Here is a 21,517-nt window from a genome sequence, read left to right as displayed (position 1 = left end):
TTCTGTTAGCGTTAACATCACGAGATGGTCGCGAAGTGAGCGCTAACAAGCTGGATTCGGCCACCAGTTAAGGGCCATGCGGCATGTCCGTCAATAGGACGTTAACGCGATGTTTCGGTGTGACCGGACCGTAACCGGCCACCACCTTGACGGCGGGTCGTGTTAACGCTCACAGTCTTCCCAAGCAGTTGAGAGGAGCGCCAGTGGGACCCAACGTCGACCGCCGCCCGCCCGTCATGGCCGACGTGGCCAGGCTGGCCGGAGTGTCGCACCAGACGGTCTCGCGGGTGCTCAACGACCATCCGAACGTCCGCGCCGAGACCCGCACCCGGGTCATGCGGGCCATCGACCAGCTCGGTTACCGCCGCAACCTCGTCGCCCGGGCCCTGGTCACCAAGCACTCGCGCACGCTGGGCGTGGTCAGCTTCGACACGACGCTGTACGGCCCGGCGAGCACGGTATACGGAATCGAGCAGGCCGCGAGGGACGCGGGCTACTTCGTGAGCATCGTGAGCCTGCGGACCATCGACAGGGCCGGCGTGAACGACGCGATCGGCTACCTCGCCGAGCAGGGCGTGGACGGCATCGTCGTCGTCGCCCCGCAGCGGTCGGCGGCCCGGGCGCTCGACGACCTGCCGGCGGGCATGCCCGCCGTGGCCGTCGAGGGCTGGCATCAGGGCGAGGTCTCCGTGGTGAGCGTCGACCAGGTCGAGGGCGCCAGGCTGGCGACCTCGCACCTGCTCGACCTCGGGCACGAGACCGTCTGGCATGTCAGCGGCCCGGCGGACTGGCTGGAGGCCGAGGGCCGGATCGAGGGCTGGCGCGCGGTGCTGACCGCCGCGGGGCGGCCCGTCCCCGGCATGCTGACCGGCGACTGGAGCCCCCGATCGGGCTACCACGCCGGCAAGGAGCTCGCCGCCATGGCCGGCGACGTCACCGCGGTGTTCGTCGCCAACGACCAGATGGCGCTCGGTCTCCTGCGCGCGTTCACGGAGGAGGGGGTGAAAGTCCCCGAGCAGATCAGCATCGTGGGCTTCGACGACATCCCTGAGTCGGAGTTCTTCTCCCCGCCGCTCACCACCATCAGACAGGACTTCGGGGCCGTAGGCAGGCGCAGCATCGACGTGCTGCTCCGGCAGATCGAGTCGGGCGAGGCGTTGCCCCATGAGCGTCTCGTCGTGCCTCCCCAGTTCGTGCTCAGGGGAAGCACGGCCGTCGCCGCGCGCTAGCCGTACGGAAACACATTGATGACCAGCGCTGTGCCGTAGGTGTTAGCGCTAACAGTTAGAAAGGATCCCCACAGTGTTGAAGAGGATCTCGGCACTGATCCTGGCCGGTGCCACGGCCCTGACGATGGCCGGTTGCAGCAGCAGCAGTGGCGGCAGCGGTGGTTCGTCCGGCGGTGGCGCCGACGACGGAAAGCTCGTGATGGGCTTCGCCCAGGTCGGCGCGGAAAGCGGCTGGCGCACCGCCAACACCAAGGACATCCAGGAGTCCGCCAAGGCGGCCGGCATCGAGCTGAAGTTCTCCGACGCTCAGCAGAAGCAGGAGAACCAGATCAAGGCCATCCGCTCCTACATCCAGCAGAAGGTCGACGTCATCGCCTTCTCGCCGGTGGTGGAGTCGGGCTGGGACACCGTCCTCAAGGAGGCGCAGAACGCGAAGATCCCGGTCATCCTCACCGACCGGGCCGTGGATTCCAAGGACACCAGCCTGTACAAGACCTTCCTCGGCTCCGACTTCGTCGAGGAGGGCAAGAAGGCCGGTCAGTGGCTGGTCGACCAGTACAAGGACAGCAAGGACGACGTGAACATCGTCCAGCTGGAGGGCACCACCGGCTCCGCGCCCGCCAACGACCGCAAGGCCGGCTTCCAGCAGGTCATCTCCGCCGACCCGAAGTTCAAGATCATCGCTTCGCAGAGCGGCGACTTCACCCGCGCCAAGGGCAAGGAGGTCATGGAGGCCTTCCTGAAGTCCAACCCCAAGATCGACGTGCTGTACGCGCACAACGACGACATGGGCCTCGGCGCCATTGAGGCGATCGAGGGCGCGGGCAAGGTCCCGGGCAAGGACATCAAGATCATCACGGTCGACGCGGTGCACGACGGCATGCAGGCCCTCGCCGACGGCAAGATCAACTTCATCGTCGAGTGCTCCCCGCTGCTCGGCACCCAGCTCATGGACCTCGCCAAGAAGGTCGTCAAGGGCGAGCAGGTGCCCCAGCGGGTGGTCACCGAGGAGACCACCTTCACCCAGGAGCAGGCCAAGGAGGCCCTGCCCAACCGCAAGTACTGATCGGATTCCGGGCCGCCCCCGCCGCGGGGCGGCCCGCCCATGACGACGAGACACGAGGATCGAGCGATCCGGAGGAGTGCGCGCTCCAACGGTGAGCGGGAGACAACGAGCGATCCGGAGGGGCGCGCCGCCGATCTGGACTGAGGAGCGAGTGGGGAGCGAGGAACGAGTGACCCCCGAGCGACGAGGGAGGCGTTCCATTGCGCGCCTCCGGCACGACCAGGCGGAAGTAAGCGCTCCGACGGTGAGCGGGAGACACAGAGAGGGGCGCCGCATGGCCGCACCCGCGCCGATCCTGCGGATGAGCGGGATCGGCAAGCAGTTCCCCGGCGTGAAGGCACTGGACGGCGTCGACTTCCGGTTGCTTCCGGGCGAGGTCCACGCGCTGATGGGGGAGAACGGCGCCGGCAAGTCCACCTTGATCAAGGTGCTGACCGGCGTCTACGACATCGACGCAGGCGAGATCGAGCTGGAGGGCCGGCCGGTCGCCTTCTCCAGCCCCCTCGCCGCGCAGCAGGCGGGCATCAGCACCGTCTACCAGGAGGTCAACCTCTGCGCGAACCTGTCGGTGGCGGAGAACATCTTCATCGGCCGTGAGCCCCGCCGGCTCGGCCGCATCCAGTGGAAGGCGATGCGCCGCAGGGCCGCGGAGATCCTCGCCCGGCTCGACCTCGACCTCGACGTGTCGGCGCCCCTGTCGTCGTACTCGCTGGCGATCCAGCAGATGGTCGCGATCGCGCGGGCCGTCGACATCGACGCGAAGGTGCTCATCCTCGACGAGCCCACCTCCAGCCTCGACGCGGGCGAGGTCGCCCAGCTCTTCCGGGTGATGCGCAGGCTCAAGGAGCAGGGCATCGCGATCCTGTTCGTCTCGCACTTCCTCGACCAGATCTACGAGATCTCCGACCGGATGACGGTCCTGCGCAACGGCACGCTCGTGGGGGAGTACCTCACCAGCGAGCTGAGCCAGGTCGAGCTGATCGGCAAGATGATCGGCCGCGAGCTCGCCGACCTGGAGAAGCTGGAGGAGCGCCCGCCGGCCCGCGAGGGCGCCCCGCTGGTGGAGGCCGAGCAACTGGGCCGCACCGGCGCCATCCAGCCGTTCACGCTCACCATCCACGAGGGCGAGGTCGTCGGCCTGGCCGGGCTGCTCGGCTCGGGCCGTACGGAGATCGCCCGGCTGCTGTTCGGAGCCGACCACGCCGGCACCGGATCGCTGAAGATCGGCGGCGAGCAGGTCAACCTGCGCACGCCCCGATCCGCGGTCTCCAGGAAGCTGGCCTTCTGTTCGGAGAACCGGCGGGCGGAGGGACTGATCCCCGACCTGACGGTCCGGGAGAACCTCATCCTCGCCCTGCAGGCCGCCCGCGGCTGGACCCGGCCGATCCCACGGCGCAAGCAGGATGAACTGGTCGAAAAGTACATCGCCGCGCTGAACATCCGCCCGGCCAACCCCGACCAGCTCATCAAGAACCTCAGCGGCGGCAACCAGCAGAAGGTGCTGCTGGCCCGCTGGCTCATCCTGGAGCCCCGCCTGCTCATCCTCGACGAGCCCACCCGCGGCATCGACGTCGGCGCCAAGGCCGAGATCCAGCGTCTCGTCGCCGAGCTGTCGGACGGCGGGATGGCCGTGCTGTTCATCTCCGCCGAGCTGGAGGAGGTGCTGCGGCTCAGCCACAAGGTCGGCGTGTTGCGCGACCGTCGGCTCGTCGCGGAACTGGACAACGACGAGCGCCTGACCACCGACACACTGACGGAGACGATCGCGAGCGGAGCCCGATCATGAGCCGGATCCTGAAGCACCGACTGTTCTGGCCCCTGGTCATCCTGGTCGCGCTGCTGGCGCTGAACCTCTTCTTCACGGACAACTTCTTCAAGATCCAGATGAAGGAGGGGCACCTCTACGGCAGCCTGATCGACATCGTCCGGTTCGGCGCGCCACTGATCCTGGTGTCGCTCGGCATGACGCTGGTCATCGCCACCAGCGGCATCGACCTGTCGGTCGGCTCGGTCGTGGCGATCGCCGGTGCGCTGGCCTGCCTGCGCATCAGCGGCCTGTCCGACCAGAACTCCGTGGGCGGCGTGCTCGGGGCCGTGGGCCTCGCGCTGGTGCTGTCGGTGGTCCTCGGCGCCTGGAACGGCTTCCTCGTCGCGGGCATCGGCATCCAGCCGATCATCGCGACGCTGATCCTGATGGTCGCCGGGCGCGGCCTGGCCCAGCTCATCACCGACGGCCAGATCACCACCGTCAACAGCTCGCCGTACAAGCTGATCGGCGGCGGATACTGGCTGACGCTGCCGTTCGGGATCATCATCGTGGCGGTCGTGCTCGCGCTCACCGCGTTCCTCACCCGGCGCCTGGCGCTCGGCCTGCTCATCGAGTCGGTCGGCGGCAACGCCGAGGCGAGCCGCCTGGCCGGCATCAGCGCCCGCGGCGTGCTCATGACGGTGTACGCGTTCTGCGGGCTGTGCGCCGGCATCGCCGGACTCATGATCAGCTCGAACGTCTCCAGCGCCGACGGCAACAACGCCGGCCTGTGGATCGAGCTGGACGCGATCCTCGCCGTCGTCATCGGCGGCACCCCGCTGTCCGGCGGCCGCTTCTCGCTGAGCGGCACCGTGCTGGGCGCCCTCATCATCCAGACGCTGACCACCACGATCTACTCGATCGGCGTCCCGCCGGAGACGACGCTGCTGTTCAAGGCGCTCGTGGTGACGATCGTCTGCCTGATCCAGTCCCCGGCCTTCCGCGCGAAGGTGTTCCACCGCCGCAGGCGCCCGATAGCGGCGCGCCCGGCGGCCGAAGAGAAGGTGAGGGTCTCGGCATGACGAGCATCACCGGCCTGCGGGACCTCCGCCGGCGTACGGTCCCGCCGAAGTACATCCCCGTCCTGGTGACCGCGGGGCTGTTCGTGGCGATGTTCGTGGCGGGCGGCATCCGCTACGACAACTTCGCCACCGGGCAGATCATCCTCAACGTCTTCATCGACAACGCCTTCCTGCTGGTCGTCGCGGTCGGCATGACGTTCGTGATCCTCACCGGCGGCATCGACCTGTCGGTCGGCTCGGTGGTCGCGCTCGCCACGATGCTGAGCGCCAGCCTGCTGAAGGACGGCTGGCCGGCGTACGCGGTCATGGCCCTGGTGCTGGTGATCGGCGCGGTGCTGGGCCTGGCCATGGGCGCGATCATCCACTACTTCGAGATCCAGCCGTTCATCGTCACGCTGGCCGGCATGTTCCTCGCCCGCGGCCTGTGCTACACGATCAGCACCGAGTCGATCCCGATCGAGAACCAGACGTTCACCGACATCGCCCAGACGCGGATCAACCTCGGCGGCGACCTGTCGGTCTCCCCGAGCGCGGTGATCGCGGTGGTGGTCGTGCTGATCGCGGCGTACGTGCTGCACTACACCCGGCTCGGCCGCAACGTCTACGCGACCGGCGGCAGCGAGCAGTCGGCCCTGCTCATGGGTCTGCCGGTGGCCCGTACGAAGATCGCGGTCTACACGATCAGCGGGTTCTGCTCGGCCCTCGGCGGCCTGCTGTTCGCCTTCTACTCGCTGTCGGGCTACGGGCTCAGCGCCGTGGGCATGGAGCTGGACGCGATCGCCGCGGTCGTCATCGGCGGCACGCTGCTGACCGGCGGGAGCGGCTTCCTGCTCGGCACCGTGCTCGGCGTGCTCGTGCTGGGACTGATCCAGACGATCATCAGCTTCGAGGGCACGCTCAGCTCGTGGTGGACCAGGATCTTCATTGGTCTGCTGCTCTTCGTCTTCATCCTCCTGCAGCGCGTGTTCTCGGGGGGATCGCGCCGCCGAACTCCTTGATGTGCGGAAAAGTCCTATCCCTTCTATCGGCCGCATCCAGCTGTGCGGCCACCCCCCAACCAAGGAGATGCATATGAGGTTGCTACGAATCGGGGGCGTGGTGTCCGCCATCGCGCTCGCCGCGACCATGACGGCCTGCGGCTCCAGCCAGAAGACGGTGGACGTCGAGGCGTCCGCGTCCTCCGCGGCCGGCAACGCCGGGGCCCTGATCGGCGTCACCATGCCGACCAAGTCGTCGGAGCGCTGGATCCACGACGGCGACAACGTCAAGCAGCAGCTCGAGGCCCTCGGCTACAAGGTGGACCTCCAGTACGCCGAGAACGATATCCCCACCCAGGTCAACCAGATCGAGAACCAGATCACCAAGGGCGCCAAGCTCCTGATCATCGCCTCGATCGACGGCACCGCGCTCACCTCGCAGCTGCAGGAGGCCGCGGACAACAAGATCCCGGTCATCGCCTACGACCGGCTCATCCGCAACAGCCCGAACGTCGACTACTACGCCACCTTCGACAACTTCAAGGTCGGCGTGCAGCAGGCGACCTCGCTGTTGAAGGGCCTCGGCGTCGACAGCGGCAAGAAGGGCCCGTTCAACGTCGAGCTGTTCGGCGGCTCGCCCGACGACAACAACGCCACCTTCTTCTGGAACGGCGCGATGTCGGTGCTCAAGCCGAAGATCGACGACGGCACGCTGAAGGTCAAGAGCGGCCAGACCGACTTCAAGCAGGCCGCCATCCTGCGGTGGGACCCCGCCACGGCGCAGAAGCGCATGGAGGACATCCTCACCAAGACCTACACCGGCGACGCCAAGGTCGACGGCGTGCTCTCGCCGTACGACGGGCTGTCCATCGGCATCCTGTCGGCGCTCAAGAGCTCCGGCTACGGCACCAGCGGCCAGCCGTACCCGGTCGTGACCGGTCAGGACGCCGAGCTGGCGTCGGTCAAGTCGATCATCGCCGGTGAGCAGTACTCCACCATCTTCAAGGACACCCGCAAGCTCGCGGAGCAGACCGTGAAGATGGCCGACGCGGTGCTGAAGGGCCAGAAGCCCGAGGTGAACAACACCACGGACTACAACAACGGCAACAAGGTCGTTCCGTCGTACCTGCTGGACCCGGTGATCGTCGACAAGGACAACTACAAGGAAGTCCTCATCGGCAGCAACTACTACACCGAGGACCAGCTCAAGTAGGGATCCGGGCCCGGGGAGGAGTCCCCGGGCCCTCCCTGAGCGGGGGGCACATGACCGAGCACATCTTGCGGATGAGCGGGATCACCAAGACATTCCCCGGGGTGAAGGCCCTGCAGGACGTCAACCTGGCGGTCCGGCGCGGTGAGATCCACGCGATCTGCGGCGAGAACGGCGCCGGCAAGTCGACGTTGATGAAGGTGCTGTCCGGGGTCTATCCCCACGGCCAGTACGAAGGCGAGATCACCTTCGAGGGCAGGCGCTGCGAGTTCGGCGGCATCCGCGACAGCGAGCGCGCCGGCATCGTCATCATCCACCAGGAGCTGGCACTGTGCCCGCAGCTGTCGATCGCGGAGAACATCTACCTCGGCAACGAGCGGGCCACGCGCGGCGTCATCGACTGGAACCGCACCAACTACGAGGCCGGTGAGCTGCTGAAGCGGGTCGGCCTGCGCGAGAACCCGACGACGACGGTCGCCGACATCGGCGTCGGCAAGCAGCAGCTCGTGGAGATCGCCAAGGCGCTGTCGAAGGAGGTCAGGCTCCTCATCCTCGACGAGCCGACCGCGGCGCTCAACGACGAGGACTCGGCCCACCTGCTCGACCTGCTGCGCGGGCTCAGGGACGAGGGCATCACGTGCGTGATCATCTCGCACAAGCTCAACGAGGTGACCGCGATCGCCGACTCCGTCACGATCCTCCGTGACGGGCGCACGATCGAGACCCTGGACATGGCCGCCGACTCCGTGACCGAGGACCGCATCATCTCCGGGATGGTCGGCCGCGCCCTCGACAACCGCTTCCCGCCGCGCACGCCGGCGATCGGCGAGGAGGCGTTCCGCATCGAGGACTGGACGGTCTACAGCCCCAGCCAGCCCGGCCGGAAGGTGGTCGACGGTGCCTCGCTCACGCTGCGCCGTGGCGAGATCGTGGGCCTGGCCGGGCTGATGGGCGCCGGCCGCACCGAGCTGGCGATGAGCGTGTTCGGGCGGACGTACGGGGTCCACATCTCCGGAAGGATCTTCAAGAACGGCGAGCCGATCGAGATCCGCACCGTGCAGGACGCGATCAGGCACGGCGTCGCCTACGCCACCGAGGACCGCAAGAGGTACGGCCTCAACCTCATCGACGACATCAAGCGCAACATCAGCGCGGCCTGGCTCAAGGGCCTGTCGAGGCGGGGCTGGGTCAACGAGTACGAGGAATACCGCGTCGCCCAGCAGTTCCGCGCGAGCATGAACATCAAGGCGCCCGGCGTCGACAGCGTCGTCGGCAAGCTGAGCGGCGGCAACCAGCAGAAGGTCGTGCTCTCCAAGTGGATCCTGACCGAGCCGGACGTGCTGATCCTCGACGAGCCGACCCGGGGCATCGACGTCGGCGCCAAGTACGAGATATACATGATCATCAACCGTCTCGCGGAGCAGGGCAAGGCCGTGCTGGTGATCTCGTCCGAGCTGCCCGAGCTGCTCGGTCTCTGCGACCGCATCTACACGCTCTCGGAGGGGCGCGTCACCGGTGAGGTGCCGCGCGAGGAGGCCACGCAGGAACGCCTCATGTATCTCATGACCAAGGGACAGGAGTAGCTCGCATGAGCAGCATCACGCCCGCCGACGTGGAGGTCGGCGCCAAGGGCGGCGGGGGAGCGCCGGGGCGGCCGGGCCGGGTGTCGCTCGGCGGGCTGTCGCTCAACCTGCGCTCCAGCGGCATCTACATCGCCTTCGCGCTGATCATCGTGTTGTTCTCGGTGCTGACCGACGGCGCACTGCTGCAGCCGCAGAACATCTCCAACATCATCGTCCAGAACTCCTACATCCTGATCCTCGCGATCGGGATGATCCTGATCATCATCGCGGGGCACATCGACCTGTCGGTCGGCTCGGTTGTCGCGGTCACCGGCGCGCTGGCCGCGGTGCTCATGGTGAACATGGGCGTGCCCTGGCCGGCGGCCCTGCTGATCACGCTCGTGGCAGGCGCGCTGATCGGGGCCTGGCAGGGGTACTGGATCGCGTACTTCGGCATCCCCGCGTTCATCGTCACGCTGGCCGGCATGTTGCTGTTCCGGGCGCTGACCCTCACCGTCCTGGGCAACCAGGGCATCGGCCCGTTCCCGGACCAGGTCCGTACGCTGGCCAACGGCTTCACCGACGGCTGGCTGGGCAACGTCGGCCTCGGCCCGCTCGGGGGCGCCGACCTGTTCAGCCTGCTGGTCGGCATCGTCGCGATCGCCGGCATGGTCCTCGCGCAGTGGCGCACGCGGAGCGCCCGCAAGGGCTACGGCCAGGCGGTCGACCCCCTGGTGCTGTTCGCGCTGAAGATGGCGGCCGGAGCCGCGCTGATCCTCTTCCTCGTCGTGCAGCTCGCCCGCTTCAAGAACCTGCCGTGGGTGCTCGTGCTGCTGGCGGCGCTCGTGCTGGCGTACTCGCTGATGGCCAACCGCACCGTGTTCGGGCGGCAGATCTACGCGATCGGCGGAAACCTGCAGGCGGCCGTGATGTCCGGCGTCAAGGTCAAGTCGGTGGTCTTCTGGATCTTCGTCAACATGGGGGTGCTGTCCGCGATCGCCGGCGTCATCTTCGCCGGACGGCTCAACCAGGCGGGTCCCACCGCGGGCAACAGCTTCGAGCTGGACGCGATCGCCGCGGCCTTCATCGGCGGCGCGGCCGTGCAGGGCGGCGTGGGCAAGGTGGTCGGCGCGATCACCGGTGGTCTGATCATGGCGGTGATCAACAACGGCATGTCGCTGATCGGCTCGCCCAGTGAGCGGGTCATGCTGGTCAAAGGCGCGGTGCTGCTCGCCGCGGTGGCGTTCGACGTGTGGACCAAGCGCAGGGCCGGCACCGCGCGCTGATGGCCGCAGATATCGATGGAAACCGGTTTCGGGCTGCCGGCCGCATCGCCGGCCGGCGGCCCCCGCTCCGGGCGTGGCCGGCGCCAGAGCCTCTGGAGGTTGAGTGTGAACGTTAACAGTGACCGTTACGTGGTCGGTGTGGATTACGGAACGTTGTCAGGCCGCGCCGTGGTGGTGCGCGTGAGCGACGGCGCGGAGCTGGGCAGCGCCGTGCACGAGTACGCCCACCGCGTGATCGAGGACGCGCTGCCCGGCTCCGGCGTCCGCCTCGGACCGGACTGGGCCCTGCAGTCGCCGGCCGACTGGATCGACGTGCTGCGCAACGCCGTGCCGAAGGCCCTGGCCGACGCGCAGGTCGCCGCGGAGCAGGTGGTCGGCATCGGCACGGACTTCACGGCCTGCACGATCCTGCCCGCCACGGCCGACGGCCACCCGCTGTGCGAGGAGTTCCCCGAGCGGCCGCACGCCTGGCCGAAGCTCTGGAAGCACCACGCGGCACAGCCGCACGCCGACCGGATCAACGCGCTGGCCGCCGAGCGCGGCGAGGCGTGGCTGCCGCGGTACGGCGGCAAGATCTCCTCCGAGTGGGCCTTCGCCAAGGGCCTGCAACTGCTGGAGGAGGACCCGGAGATCTATGAGCGGGCCGACCGCTGGATCGAGGCCGCCGACTGGATCATCTGGCAGCTCACCGGGGTGGAGACCCGCAACGTCTGCACCGCCGGGTACAAGGCCGTTTACCAGGACGGAGGCTATCCGTCCGAGGACTTCCTGGCCGCGCTCAATCCCGCCTTCTCCGGGTTCACCCGGAAGCTCGGCCAGGGTCCGTCCGGGACGGACGGCAATAAGGCGCGGCTCGCTCCGCTCGGCGGCCTCGCCGGTCACCTGACCGCGCGGGCCGCCGAGTGGACGGGGCTGCCCGAGGGGATCGCGGTGGCGGTCGGCAACGTCGACGCCCACGTCACCGCGGCCGCGGCCGACGCCGTGCGGCCGGGCCAGATGGTCGCCATCATGGGCACCTCCACCTGCCACGTCATGTGCTCCGACCAGCTCGCCGAGGTTCCCGGCATGTGCGGCGTGGTGCGCGACGGCATCGTCCCCGGACTGTGGGGCTACGAGGCGGGCCAGTCCGCCGTCGGCGACATCTTCGGCTGGTTCGTGGACAACTGCGTGCCCGCGTCGTACGCCGAGCGGGCGGCGGAGGCGGGAGTCGGGCTGCACGAGTACCTGACCTCGCTCGCGGCCGCGCAGAAGGTCGGGCAGCACGGGCTGGTCGCGCTCGACTGGCACGGCGGCAACCGCTCGGTCCTGGTCGACCACACCCTGTCCGGCGTCATCGTCGGGCAGACGCTCGCCACCCGCCCCGAGGACGTCTACCGCGCGCTCATCGAGGCCACCGCCTTCGGCGCCCGCACGATCGTGGAGACGTTCGAGGCGGCCGGGGTGCCGGTCGAGGAGTTCGTGGTCGCCGGCGGCCTGCTCAAGAACCGCTTCCTCATGCAGACGTACGCCGACGTGCTGCGCCGCCCGCTGTCGGTGATCGGCTCCGACCAGGGGCCGGCCCTCGGCTCGGCCATCCACGCCGCCGTCGCGGCGGGCGCCTACCCCGACATCACGGCCGCCGCGGCGGCGATGGGCAAGCGCGAGGCGGCGGCGTACGTGCCCGACGCCGAGCGGGCCGACGCCTACGACCGGCTGTACGCCGAATATCGCAGGTTGCACGACCACTTCGCGGACGGCGAGATGCTCCACCGGCTCCGCGCGATCAGGAACGAGGCCAGCGCATGATCGATGAACTTCGCAGGGAAGTCTGCCGGCTCCACGCCGAACTGGTGCGATACAACCTCGTCGCCTGGACGGCCGGCAACGTGTCGGGCCGGGTGCCGGGCGAGGACCTGTTCGTCATCAAGCCCAGCGGGGTGTCATACGACGACCTGACCCCCGAGTCGATCGTGGTCTGCGACCTCGACGGCAACCTGGTCGAGGGCGACCTGTCCCCGTCCAGTGACACGGCCGCGCACGCCTACGTCTACCGGCACATGCCGGAGGTCAACGGGGTCGTGCACACCCACTCCACGTACGCCTCGGCCTGGGCGGCGCGCGGTGAGGCCATCCCGTGCGTGCTCACCGCGATGGCCGACGAGTTCGGCGGGGAGATCCCCCTCGGGCCGTTCGCGCTCATCGGCAACGACGACATCGGCAAGGGGATCGTCGCGACCCTGACCGGGCACCGCTCCCGCGCCGTGCTGATGCAGAACCACGGCGTGTTCACCATCGGCGAGTCGCCGAAGGCGGCCGTCAAGGCCGCCGTGATGTGCGAGGACGTCGCCCGCACTGTGCATGTCTCCCGGCAGCTCGGTGAGCCCCTGCCGATCGCGCAGGGTGACATCGACCGCTTGTACGACCGGTATCAGAACGTCTATGGACAGAGGAGTCACCTGTGAAGCTATGGTTCCTGACCGGTAGCCAGGGCCTGTACGGCGAGGACACGCTGCGGCAGGTGGCCGAGCAGTCCCGGCGCATCGCCGAGCAGCTGGGCGAGGCGTTGCCGTTCGAGCTCGAGTGGCGGCCCGTGCTCACCGACGCGGCGGCCATCCGCCGCGTGTGCCTTGAGGCCAACGGTGACGACGACTGCATCGGCCTGATCGCGTGGATGCACACGTTCTCCCCGGCCAAGATGTGGATCGCCGGCCTGGACGCGTTGCGCAAGCCGCTGCTGCACCTGCACACGCAGGCCAACGTGGAGTTGCCGTGGAGCTCCATCGACATGGACTTCATGAACCTCAACCAGGCCGCCCACGGCGACCGTGAGTTCGGCTACATCCAGACGCGCCTCGGCGTGCCGCGCAAGACCGTCGCGGGCCACGTGAGCGACCCGGCGGTGGCGGCGCGGATCGCCACCTGGGCCCGCGCCGCGGCCGGCCGGGCCGAGGTCGGCTCGCTGCGCCTGGCCCGCTTCGGCGACAACATGCGCGACGTCGCCGTGACCGAGGGCGACAAGGTCGAGGCGCAGCTGCGGTTCGGGGTGTCGGTGAACACCTACGGCGTCAACGAGCTGGTCGAGGCCGTGGACGCCGCCGCGGACGCCGACGTGTCCGCCCTCGTCAAGGAGTACGAGGACCTCTACCGGATGGCCCCCGAGCTGCGCGCGGGCGGGGAGCGGCACGAGTCGCTGCGGTACGCGGCCCGCATCGAGCTGGGCCTGCGGCACTTCCTGGAGGGCGGCGGCTTCAAGGCGTTCACCACGAACTTCGAGGACCTGGGCGGGCTGCGCCAGCTTCCCGGCCTGGCCGTGCAGCGGCTCATGGCCGAGGGCTACGGCTTCGGCGGCGAGGGCGACTGGAAGACCTCGGTGCTGCTGCGCACGCTCAAGGTCATGTCGGCGGGCCTGCCCGGCGGCACCTCGTTCATGGAGGACTACACCTACCACCTCACCCCGGGCGAGGAGCTCATCCTCGGCGCGCACATGCTGGAGGTCTGCCCGACGGTCGCGGCGGACACCCCCTCGTGCGAGATCCACCCGCTGAGCATCGGCGGCCGGGAGGACCCGGTGCGGCTGGTGTTCGACGCCGCCCCCGGCCCCGCCGTGGTGGTCGGCCTGTCCGACATGGGCGAGCGCTTCCGGCTGGTGGCCAACGAGATCGACGTGGTCGCCCCGCCCGAGCCGCTGCCCGCCCTGCCGGTCGCCCGTGCCGTGTGGCGGCCCCGGCCCGACCTGCGCACCTCCGCCGAGTCGTGGATCACGGCGGGCGCCCCGCACCACACGGTGCTCTCCTCGGCCGTCGGGTCCGAGGAGCTGACCGACTTCGCCGACATGCTCGGCGTCGAGTTGCTCGTCATCGACGAGGCGACCACCTCCCGTCAGTTCACCAAGGAACTGCGGTGGAACCAGGCCTACTATCGGCTCGCGCAAGGATTTTGATGTCAAAGAAGTGGGTGATGGGCGGCCTGGCCGCCCTCACACTCGGAGCCGGGGCACTCGTCCCGTCCGCCGCCTCGGCGGCGGACGAGGGCCTCGCTCTCTGGTACAAGCTCGACGAGACCTCCGGCACGGTGGCCTCGGACTCCTCAGGCAACGGCAGGAACGGCACGCTCAACGGTGACGCGAGCTGGGGCGACGGCCTCCGGCTCGGCGGCACGAACGGGTACGTCAAGGTGCCCGACAACCTGATGCGCGGCATGACCTCGATCACGGTCGCGCTCGACGTCTGGATCGACCCCACGCAGGCCACGCCGTACTTCGTCTACGGCTTCGGCAACTCCAGCGGGTCGAGCGGCAACGGCTATCTGTTCACCACCGGCAACACCTTCCGCACGTCGATCGCCTCGGGCAACTGGTCGACCGAGCAGAACGCCAACGCCGGCGTCAACCTCCCGCGCGGCGGCTGGCAGCACATCGCGTACACGCTGGGCGGCGGCGTCGGGGTGCTGTACCAGAACGGCGACGAGGTGGCCCGCAACACCGCCGTCACGCTCACCCCGGGCTCGATCGGCGGCGGCACGACCACGGCCAACTACATCGGCCGCTCGCTCTACTCGGGCGACAAGTACCTCAAGGGCAGGGTCAAGGACTTCCGCGTCTACAGCCGGGCCCTCGGCGCGGCCGAGATCGCCCAGCTCGCCGGACCGGTCAACACCGAGATCGTCAAGCAGGACGCGGCGGCGCTCGACCTCGGCGACACCGGTGCGGTCCGGTCCGACCTGACGCTGCCGGCCAAGGGCGCGTCCGGGTCCACGATCACCTGGGCCTCCAGCGACCCGTCCGTCGTCAGCACGACCGGCGCGGTCACCCGCCCGCCGGCGGGCGCGGCGGACGCGCACGTCACCCTCACCGCCACGCTCACCAAGGGCACGGCGACGGAGACGAAGACGTTCGACGTCACCGTCGAGGCGATCTACACCGACAAGCGGGCCGTGGAGACCGACGCCGGCAAGCTCGTCGTCCACAACATCGACGACGTCCGCGGCAACCTGACGCTGCCGACGAAGGGCGAGAACGGCACCACCATCACCTGGCGGTCGAGCAAGCCGGACACGCTCAGCGAGACCGGTGAGGTCAACCGGCCGCAGCCGGGCGCCAGCGCCGTCAAGGTGAACCTCAAGGCGACGATCTCGCGCGGCGGCCACCAGGCCGTGCGGATCTTCAAGCCCGAGGTGCCGGCGCTGCCCGCCAAGGAGCCGTACAAGGGCTATCTGTTCGCCTACTTCACCGGTGAGGGCTACTCGAACGGCGAGCAGATCTACAACGCGCTGAGCAAGGGCAACGACCCGCTGCACTGGCAGGAGCTCAACGGCGGCCGGCCGGTCGTCACCTCGGACGTCGGCGAGAAGGGCCTGCGCGACCCGTTCGTCATCCGCTCGCCCGAAGGCGACCGTTTCTACCTGATCGCCACGGACCTCAAGATCTACGGCAACGGCGACTGGGACCGCGCGCAGCGCAGCGGCAGCCGCTCGATCATGGTGGCCGAGTCGACCGACCTGGTGCACTGGACGAACCAGCGGCTCGTCCAGGTCTCCCCGCCCGAGGCCGGCAACACGTGGGCCCCGGAGGCGTACTACGACAAGACCCTCGGCGCGTACGTGGTGTTCTGGGCGTCCAAGCTGTACGGCAACCCGCAGCACACGGGGGACACGTACAACAAGATGGTGTACGCGACGACCCGCGACTTCTACACCTTCTCTGAGCCGAAGATCTGGAAGGACCCGGGCTACTCGGTCATCGACTCGACCGTGATCGAGCACAACGGGACCTACTACCGCTTCACGAAGGACGAGAGGAACAACTCCTCCTCCAGCCCGTGCAGCAAGTACATCATCGAGGAGAAGTCCACCTCGCTGACCAGCACGAACTGGGACTTCCTGAAGGAGTGCATCGGCTCCGGCGCGCTGTCGCGCGGTGAGGGGCCGACGATCTTCAAGTCCAACACCGAGGACAAGTGGTACCTGTTCATCGACGAGTACGGCGGCCGCGGCTACGTGCCGTTCGAGTCGACCGACCTGGAGAAGGGCGACTGGACCGTCCCGGCCGACTACCAGCTTCCGAGCCGCCCGCGTCACGGCACGGTGCTGGGCGTCACGCAGGCCGAGTACGACCGGCTGCTCAGCGCCCTCGGCTGATCCGGGCTCTCGGCTGATCCTGCGGGCCCTTCCCCTCCACGGGGAAGGGCCCGTTCGTGTCAGACGCAGACGCCGTGCGTCAGGCCGCCCGCCGCGACAGCGACCGGGAGGCGAGGGCGGCCCGGGCCGCCGCGAGTGCGCTGTTGATCGACACCTCGGCGAGCAGGCCGGGCGCCGCCACCTGGTCGCCGGTCAGCCAGACGCCGTCGCCGCGCTCGACCGCCGGCCGGTCGCGCCACGACGTGCCGGGCAGGTCGAGCGCGCCGCTGCGCCCGGCGGCCACGGCGTCGCGGCGCCAGGTGACCCGCCCGCGCCAGCCCGGGAGGGCGAGGTCGGCGATCCGCTCAAGCCGCCCGAGCGCAACGGCCTTCGGCTCACCGGGACGCATCGGCATCTCCATCTGGACGAGGCTTTCCCCGGCAGGGGCAAGGGACGGGTCGGGCAGTGAGTAACGCTCCAGGAAGCCGCCCTCGTCCAGGTCGCTGACGAGGAACAGGTCCCGCGGGTCGGCGCGTACCGCGAGGTCGAGCAGGACCGCCCGGCCGCTCTCCCAGCGCAGCGAGTCGTCGCCCAGCAGGCCGCGGGCGGCGTCGAGGGAGGTGGCGACGATCACCCGTCCCTCCGGCAGCCGGTCCACCCTCGACCCGGTCTCGACGCGTACGCCGAGGTCGCGCGCCCGCGCGGCCATCCGGTCGATCACCCGCCCCCAGCCGCCGATCACGTAGCGGACCGACGGGTACCGCAGGGCGAACACCCGCTGGATGCGCTCCCAGGCGAAGGCCGCCGACAGCCGGCCGGGGTCGGCGTCGTAGGTGACGACTCCCAGCAGCCCGGCGGCGGCCCGTGCGGCCTCGGCGCCGAAGCGGCGGGTGGCCCAGGAGCCGAAGTCCTCGTCCACCGGCGCCTTGAGACCACGCCGGAGGATCATCCGCAGCAGCCCGGCCGGGGGCCGGCCGGTCAGCCTCCCGCCCCGGCGGAACCGCGCCCGGGCCAGATGCCCCGGCCGCAGCGGAGCGTACGGCCGGACCAGTCCCCGCTCGTCCAGCCACCGCCAGGGCAGGCCGTCGGAGTAGAAGACGTGGGTGCCGTCGTTGGCGACGTACGGCGTGGCGGTGGAGCGGGCGCGCCCGCCGAGGGTGTGGTGCGCCTCGTGCAGGACGACGGCCGCGCCGCCCTCGGCGCAGGCGATGGCGGCGGTCAGCCCGGCGAGCCCGCCGCCCACGATCGTGATGTTTTCTCTCATGCACTCCCGGACGCGTCCCGGGCCTCGATCCGTGACATCTTCTCCGGGTTGGCGATGAGATAGACCGTGTCCACCAGACCATCGGTGATGACCAGCGAGACGACCGTGACGGGACGGCCGTCCAGGCGGGCGACGATCGCGGGCCCGCCGTTGACCTCGGCGATCTCCAGGTCCATCTCCTTGCCCGGGGGAGCGCCGATGGAGGCCAGGAAGCGCCGGCGGCCCTCCACGCTCGCGATCGCGATGAGGAAACGGGCGACCGGCACGGCGCCGGCCAGCTCCCGCAGCGGCGCCCGCGCCTTGCCGCCGCCGTCGCCGACCATGCGGACGTCCGCGGCGAGCAGCGCCGTCAGGCCCTCGATGTCCCCTTCCGCGCAGGCCGCGACGAAGCGCTCGGTGATCCTGCGCCGCTCGCGCCGGTCCACGTCGAAGCGCGGCCTGCGCTCGCGCACGTGGTCGCGGGCGCGTCTGGCGAGTTGCCGAACGGCGGGCTCGCCCCGGCCGAGGATTTCGGCGATCTCGGCATGGGAGAAGCCGAACGCCTCCCGCAGGACGAACACGGCCCGTTCCAGCGGGGACAGCGTCTCCAGCACGACGAGGAGGGCCAGCTCGACGCTGTCGGCGCGTTCCGCGGACTCCCCGGAGTCCGGCGCGGTGACGACCGGCTCGGGCAGCCAGGGCCCGACGTACGCCTCGCGCCTGGCCCGCACCCGGCGCAGCCGGTCGATGGCGAGGTTGGTGGTGACGCGCACCAGGTAGGCCTTCGGGTCGGCCACCGACGCGGCGTCCACCTCCGCCCAGCGCAGCCACGCCTCCTGGACCACGTCCTCCGCGTCCGCGGCGCTGCCGAGGATGCGGTAGGCCACACCGGCGAGCAGGCTCCGGTGCGCGGTGAAGACTTCGATGGTCATGTCACGCCAGACGTATCATGCCCGCCGTTGTGTGACATCGGCTCGTCCGGTTACCGTCCCCGCGCGGACTCCTATACACTGACTGCGTCGCAAGGGGCTATAGCGCAGCTGGTAGCGCACTTCCATGGCATGGAAGGGGTCTGGGGTTCGAGTCCCCATAGCTCCACCACACCTCAAGGGCGGTCGATCGACCGCCCTTTCTCGTCTCAGGGCACGCCGAGGAGGCGGAGGACCGCCGTGGTGGCGGCGGCGAGGACGACGATCAGGGGGAACGGCGCCTTCCGCAGCGTGAGGATCCCGGCGACGAGCACCCCGGCGGGCCTGGCCCATCCGGCGAAGCCGTGCCCCTCGGTGAGGGCCGAGGTGGCCACCAGGGCGATGAGCAGCACGGTCGCGGCGACGGACAGCAGGTGGCGAAGGCGGCCGGGCAGCCGGAGCCGGTGGCGCAGCACCGGCCCGGCCAGGCGGAACGCGTAGGTTCCCGCGGCCAGCGCGACGACGGCGAGCAGGGGCATCAGCGGACCTCCCGGTCGGGCAGCGGCGCCGGTGCGCGCGTGGCGAGCACCAGGCCGATCAGGGCGAGCAGCACCGGCAGCCCCGCGGGCAGGAACGGCGTGGCCGCCACCGCGACCAACGCACCCAGGACGCAAGCCCGGCGCAGGGCGGCGTTCCGGACGTTCCGTTCGGCGAGCGAGGGCAGCACGAGGGCGAGCAGCACCGCGGGGAAGGCCGCGTCCAGCCCCAGGGCGTCGGTGTCGCCGATGCCGCGCCCGGCCAGCGCGCCGAGCACGACGGCCGCGTTCCAGCTCACGAACAGTCCGAGCCCGCAGGCCCAGAACGCGGCGTGACGCCGGCGGGGATCGCCGTCGCGCAGCACGAACGCCACCGCCTCGTCCGTCATGAGGTGCGCGCCGGTGAGGCGTGTCCACCACCGGCCGCCGAGGACGTCGCCGATCGCGAAGCCGAACGGCAGCAGGCGCGCGTTCAGCACCAGGCCGGCCGCGACGGCGGCGATCGGGGCGCCGCCGGACAGCACCACGCCGACCGCGGCGAACTGTGCCCCTCCGGCGAACACCAGCAGGGACATGACGACCGGCACCCACGGAGGCAGGCCGCCGGACACGGCGATCGCGCCGAACGCGGCGCCCACCATCGCGTCGGCGAGGCACACCAGGGCGATGTCGCGGAGCGTGCCGCGATCGAGTGTTCGCCAGAGCGAATGCATGTCCAGTAGAGTGAACAAGGACGGCGGTGTTCGTCAAGTCGAACAAACGGAAGTGTGGAGCGAACACGTGGCTGAGAGGCCGTCCTTCGACCTGATCACGCTCATCGCGGCGTCCATCCGCAGGGAGCGCGAGCGTGCCGGCCTGTCGCTGACCGAGCTGGCCAAGCGCGCGGGCATCGCCAAGTCCACGCTCTCCCAGTTGGAGTCGGGCGTCGGCAATCCCAGCGTGGAGACGCTGTGGGCGCTCGGGGTCGCGCTCGGCGTGCCGTTCAGCCGCCTGGTCGACCCGCCCCGGCCGGCCGTACGGGTGATCCGGGCGGGGGAGGGGCCCGCGACCTACTCCGAGCAGGCCAGCTACTCGGCCACCCTGCTGGCCTCGTGCCCGCCGCACGCGCGGCGCGACCTGTACCGCATCTCGGCCCAGCCGGGCAGGCCGCGCACCTCCGACCCGCACATGGCCGGCACCGTCGAGCACCTCCTGATCGGCACCGGACGGGCCTTGGCCGGGCCCGCGGAGGAACCGGTCGAGCTCGGGCCGGGCGACTACATCGCCTACCCCGGCGACGCCCCCCACGTCTTCGAGGCACTCGAGCCCGACACCACCGCGGTCATCGTCATGGAGCACATCTAGCCCTCCCGCGGCTCCCCTCGGCGGGCGAGGGCCGTACGGACGGCGACGCCCGCCACGGTCGCGGTGGCGCAGGCCGCGAGTGCCAGGGGCGGCACCAGCGGCGTGAGGGCCCCGAGGGCGGCGAGGATGACCACCCCCGCCAGATGCGACCTCGGGACGCGCCCCCAGACGGCCCGCTTGAACAGCGCGTGCCCGGTGAGGAAGAGCGCGGGACCGCCCAGCACGGCCATCGCCGTCCCCGGCGCGGTGTGCCCGCCCGGGTGGTGGATCACGAGCTCGTCGGCCACGGCCGACACGACGACGCCCGCGACCATCGGCAGGTGGAGGAAGGTGTAGGCCGAGCGGGCGAGCCGCCCCGGGTCGTCCGCCGCGGCGATCACCCGGCTGCCCGCCTCGGCGCTGCTGCCGAAGTAGGTCCACCACAGGCCGACGCTCGCACCGAACGCGGTGACGAGGGCCGCGGCGGCGACCGGCGACGGGTGCGCGGCGAAGGTCCCCCCGGTGACCAGGATCGACTCGCCGAACGCGATGATCAGGAAGAGCTGGCAGCGCTCGGCCAGGTGGGCGCCGTCGATCGACCAGTCCGTGGTCGCCGACCTGCCGAGGCCCGGGGTGACGAACCCGACCCAGGGCGCCAGCAGGTCGGCCCCCACCGCGGCCGCCCACAGCAGTTCCCTAGGCAGGCCGTGCGCGAGGCCGCCCGCGATCCAGAACACCCCCGACAGCACGGCCCAGGCGAGCACACGCGCCAGGTTGCGCCGCAGCGGCCCCCGCGGCGCGGCTGCCACCGAGGACGCCGTACGGACGACCTGGACGGCCACGTACGCTGCGGCGAACATCAGGCCGTGCTCGACGAAGGCCCGGGGGAGGGCAGCCGACATGACCAGGCTCGCCAGCATGACGGCGACCAGCACGATCCGCACCGAGGGACGGTCGGGGTCGAACCAGTTCGTGTGCCAGGCGGTGTAGATCCAGGCCCACCAGACGGCGAGCAGCAGCAACAGAGTCTGCGCCGCGCCGCGCCACGACAGGTGGCCGAGCAGCAGGTGGGAGAGCTGGGTGACCGCGAAGACGTACACGAGGTCGAAGAACAGCTCGGTGAACGTGACCCGCTGCTCCCCGCCGCGCGAGCGGAGCGAGCCCGTGTGCATCGTCACGGCGGCCCACGCTAGAGATCTCCCGCCCGAAAGGGAAGAAGATATCTTGATATACCACGATCCGCTGACGTACGTTC

The 21,517-nt window shown here is 70.0% G+C and carries 18 protein-coding genes and 1 tRNA gene; 14 read left to right on the top strand and 5 right to left on the bottom strand.

Annotated features, from left to right (window positions below; all coding sequences use genetic code 11):
* Positions 1-236 precede the first annotated feature (236 nt).
* The 12 genes from Msi02_RS14655 to Msi02_RS14600 all read left to right on the top strand — a co-directional run bounded on the left by Msi02_RS14655 (position 237) and on the right by Msi02_RS14600 (position 16,273).
* Positions 237-1,229 (top strand): LacI family DNA-binding transcriptional regulator, encoded by a 993-nt coding sequence (locus Msi02_RS14655; RefSeq protein WP_079316127.1) that lies wholly within the window; start codon positions 237-239, stop codon positions 1,227-1,229.
* Positions 1,230-1,302: 73 nt separating this feature from the next.
* Positions 1,303-2,295: an ABC transporter substrate-binding protein gene (locus Msi02_RS14650; RefSeq protein ID WP_204048857.1), complete on the top strand. Its 993-nt coding sequence runs from the start codon at positions 1,303-1,305 to the stop codon at positions 2,293-2,295.
* 274 nt (positions 2,296-2,569) lie between these two features.
* A complete protein-coding gene (locus Msi02_RS14645; RefSeq protein ID WP_079316083.1) occupies positions 2,570-4,081 on the top strand; it encodes a sugar ABC transporter ATP-binding protein in 1,512 nt (503 codons plus the stop codon).
* Complete coding sequence (locus Msi02_RS14640) at positions 4,078-5,124, top strand: ABC transporter permease (protein WP_079316084.1); 1,047 nt, start codon at positions 4,078-4,080, stop codon at positions 5,122-5,124. Before Msi02_RS14645 ends, Msi02_RS14640 begins: the two co-directional genes overlap by 4 nt.
* Positions 5,121-6,122, top strand: coding sequence for a galactofuranose ABC transporter, permease protein YjfF (gene yjfF, locus Msi02_RS14635; protein ID WP_079316085.1), 1,002 nt, complete (start codon positions 5,121-5,123; stop codon positions 6,120-6,122). Before Msi02_RS14640 ends, yjfF begins: the two co-directional genes overlap by 4 nt.
* A gap of 73 nt (positions 6,123-6,195) precedes the next feature.
* Positions 6,196-7,314, top strand: coding sequence for a multiple monosaccharide ABC transporter substrate-binding protein (chvE, locus tag Msi02_RS14630; RefSeq protein WP_239108409.1), 1,119 nt, complete (start codon positions 6,196-6,198; stop codon positions 7,312-7,314).
* 50 nt (positions 7,315-7,364) lie between these two features.
* Positions 7,365-8,894, top strand: coding sequence for a multiple monosaccharide ABC transporter ATP-binding protein (mmsA, locus tag Msi02_RS14625; RefSeq protein WP_204048855.1), 1,530 nt, complete (start codon positions 7,365-7,367; stop codon positions 8,892-8,894).
* 5 nt (positions 8,895-8,899) lie between these two features.
* Positions 8,900-10,159 (top strand): multiple monosaccharide ABC transporter permease, encoded by a 1,260-nt coding sequence (gene mmsB, locus Msi02_RS14620; RefSeq protein WP_179155259.1) that lies wholly within the window; start codon positions 8,900-8,902, stop codon positions 10,157-10,159.
* A gap of 129 nt (positions 10,160-10,288) precedes the next feature.
* Positions 10,289-11,944, top strand: coding sequence for a ribulokinase (gene araB / locus Msi02_RS14615; protein ID WP_373308269.1), 1,656 nt, complete (start codon positions 10,289-10,291; stop codon positions 11,942-11,944).
* On the top strand, positions 11,941-12,600 hold the full coding sequence (locus tag Msi02_RS14610) for an L-ribulose-5-phosphate 4-epimerase (RefSeq protein ID WP_079316089.1): 660 nt from the start codon (positions 11,941-11,943) through the stop codon (positions 12,598-12,600). The genes araB and Msi02_RS14610 overlap by 4 nt, the downstream gene beginning before the upstream one ends.
* A complete protein-coding gene (gene araA / locus Msi02_RS14605) occupies positions 12,597-14,078 on the top strand; it encodes an L-arabinose isomerase (protein ID WP_079316090.1) in 1,482 nt (493 codons plus the stop codon). The genes Msi02_RS14610 and araA overlap by 4 nt, the downstream gene beginning before the upstream one ends.
* Positions 14,078-16,273 carry an immunoglobulin-like domain-containing protein gene (locus tag Msi02_RS14600; RefSeq protein ID WP_204048853.1) on the top strand — a complete coding sequence of 732 codons (2,196 nt, stop codon included), beginning with the start codon at positions 14,078-14,080 and terminating at the stop codon, positions 16,271-16,273. Before araA ends, Msi02_RS14600 begins: the two co-directional genes overlap by 1 nt.
* A gap of 79 nt (positions 16,274-16,352) precedes the next feature.
* Here the strand turns inward: Msi02_RS14600 and Msi02_RS14595 are convergent, their stop codons facing one another.
* Positions 16,353-17,516, bottom strand: a complete 1,164-nt coding sequence (locus tag Msi02_RS14595) for an NAD(P)-binding protein (protein WP_204048852.1) — start codon at positions 17,514-17,516, stop codon at positions 16,353-16,355.
* Entirely contained in the window at positions 17,513-18,427 is a 915-nt protein-coding gene (locus Msi02_RS14590) for an RNA polymerase sigma-70 factor (RefSeq protein ID WP_204048851.1), read from the bottom strand. The genes Msi02_RS14595 and Msi02_RS14590 overlap by 4 nt, the downstream gene beginning before the upstream one ends.
* A gap of 93 nt (positions 18,428-18,520) precedes the next feature.
* On the opposite strand from Msi02_RS14590, the gene Msi02_RS14585 reads away from it, so the two are divergent.
* Positions 18,521-18,596: transfer RNA gene (locus Msi02_RS14585), tRNA-Ala, on the top strand.
* Between the two features lie 37 nt (positions 18,597-18,633).
* On the opposite strand, the gene Msi02_RS14580 is transcribed toward Msi02_RS14585, so the two are convergent.
* A complete protein-coding gene (locus Msi02_RS14580) occupies positions 18,634-18,942 on the bottom strand; it encodes an AzlD domain-containing protein (protein WP_079316094.1) in 309 nt (102 codons plus the stop codon).
* On the bottom strand, positions 18,942-19,652 hold the full coding sequence (locus tag Msi02_RS14575; protein WP_204048850.1) for an AzlC family ABC transporter permease: 711 nt from the start codon (positions 19,650-19,652) through the stop codon (positions 18,942-18,944). Before Msi02_RS14575 ends, Msi02_RS14580 begins: the two co-directional genes overlap by 1 nt.
* A 67-nt stretch (positions 19,653-19,719) precedes the next feature.
* Here Msi02_RS14575 and Msi02_RS14570 point away from each other — a divergent pair, with 67 nt between their 5' ends.
* Positions 19,720-20,283 (top strand): helix-turn-helix domain-containing protein, encoded by a 564-nt coding sequence (locus Msi02_RS14570; RefSeq protein WP_204048849.1) that lies wholly within the window; start codon positions 19,720-19,722, stop codon positions 20,281-20,283.
* Here the strand turns inward: Msi02_RS14570 and Msi02_RS14565 are convergent.
* Positions 20,280-21,434 carry a low temperature requirement protein A gene (locus Msi02_RS14565; RefSeq protein ID WP_204048898.1) on the bottom strand — a complete coding sequence of 385 codons (1,155 nt, stop codon included), beginning with the start codon at positions 21,432-21,434 and terminating at the stop codon, positions 20,280-20,282. The two genes, Msi02_RS14570 and Msi02_RS14565, sit on opposite strands and share 4 nt — an antisense overlap.
* Positions 21,435-21,517: the final 83 nt, after the last annotated feature.

It is taken from the genome of Microbispora siamensis, from assembly GCF_016863095.1.
Taxonomy (GTDB): domain Bacteria; phylum Actinomycetota; class Actinomycetes; order Streptosporangiales; family Streptosporangiaceae; genus Microbispora; species Microbispora siamensis.
This window is presented reverse-complemented; position numbering and strand designations above follow the sequence as displayed.

Bases quoted from the DNA above. Each gene is read 5' to 3' on its own strand.
- Msi02_RS14645 (WP_079316083.1), top strand. From the start codon at position 2,570: ATGGCCGCACCCGCGCCGATCCTGCGGATGAGCGGGATCGGCAAGCAG.
- Msi02_RS14575 (WP_204048850.1), bottom strand. From the start codon at position 19,652: ATGCATTCGCTCTGGCGAACACTCGATCGCGGCACGCTCCGCGACATC.
- chvE (WP_239108409.1), top strand. From the start codon at position 6,196: ATGAGGTTGCTACGAATCGGGGGCGTGGTGTCCGCCATCGCGCTCGCC.
- mmsA (WP_204048855.1), top strand. From the start codon at position 7,365: ATGACCGAGCACATCTTGCGGATGAGCGGGATCACCAAGACATTCCCC.
- Msi02_RS14595 (WP_204048852.1), bottom strand. From the start codon at position 17,516: ATGAGAGAAAACATCACGATCGTGGGCGGCGGGCTCGCCGGGCTGACC.
- Msi02_RS14640 (WP_079316084.1), top strand. From the start codon at position 4,078: ATGAGCCGGATCCTGAAGCACCGACTGTTCTGGCCCCTGGTCATCCTG.
- Msi02_RS14600 (WP_204048853.1), top strand. From the start codon at position 14,078: ATGTCAAAGAAGTGGGTGATGGGCGGCCTGGCCGCCCTCACACTCGGA.
- Msi02_RS14610 (WP_079316089.1), top strand. From the start codon at position 11,941: ATGATCGATGAACTTCGCAGGGAAGTCTGCCGGCTCCACGCCGAACTG.
- Msi02_RS14580 (WP_079316094.1), bottom strand. From the start codon at position 18,942: ATGCCCCTGCTCGCCGTCGTCGCGCTGGCCGCGGGAACCTACGCGTTC.
- Msi02_RS14655 (WP_079316127.1), top strand. From the start codon at position 237: ATGGCCGACGTGGCCAGGCTGGCCGGAGTGTCGCACCAGACGGTCTCG.
- Msi02_RS14590 (WP_204048851.1), bottom strand. From the start codon at position 18,427: ATGACCATCGAAGTCTTCACCGCGCACCGGAGCCTGCTCGCCGGTGTG.
- Msi02_RS14565 (WP_204048898.1), bottom strand. From the start codon at position 21,434: ATGCACACGGGCTCGCTCCGCTCGCGCGGCGGGGAGCAGCGGGTCACG.
- mmsB (WP_179155259.1), top strand. From the start codon at position 8,900: ATGAGCAGCATCACGCCCGCCGACGTGGAGGTCGGCGCCAAGGGCGGC.
- yjfF (WP_079316085.1), top strand. From the start codon at position 5,121: ATGACGAGCATCACCGGCCTGCGGGACCTCCGCCGGCGTACGGTCCCG.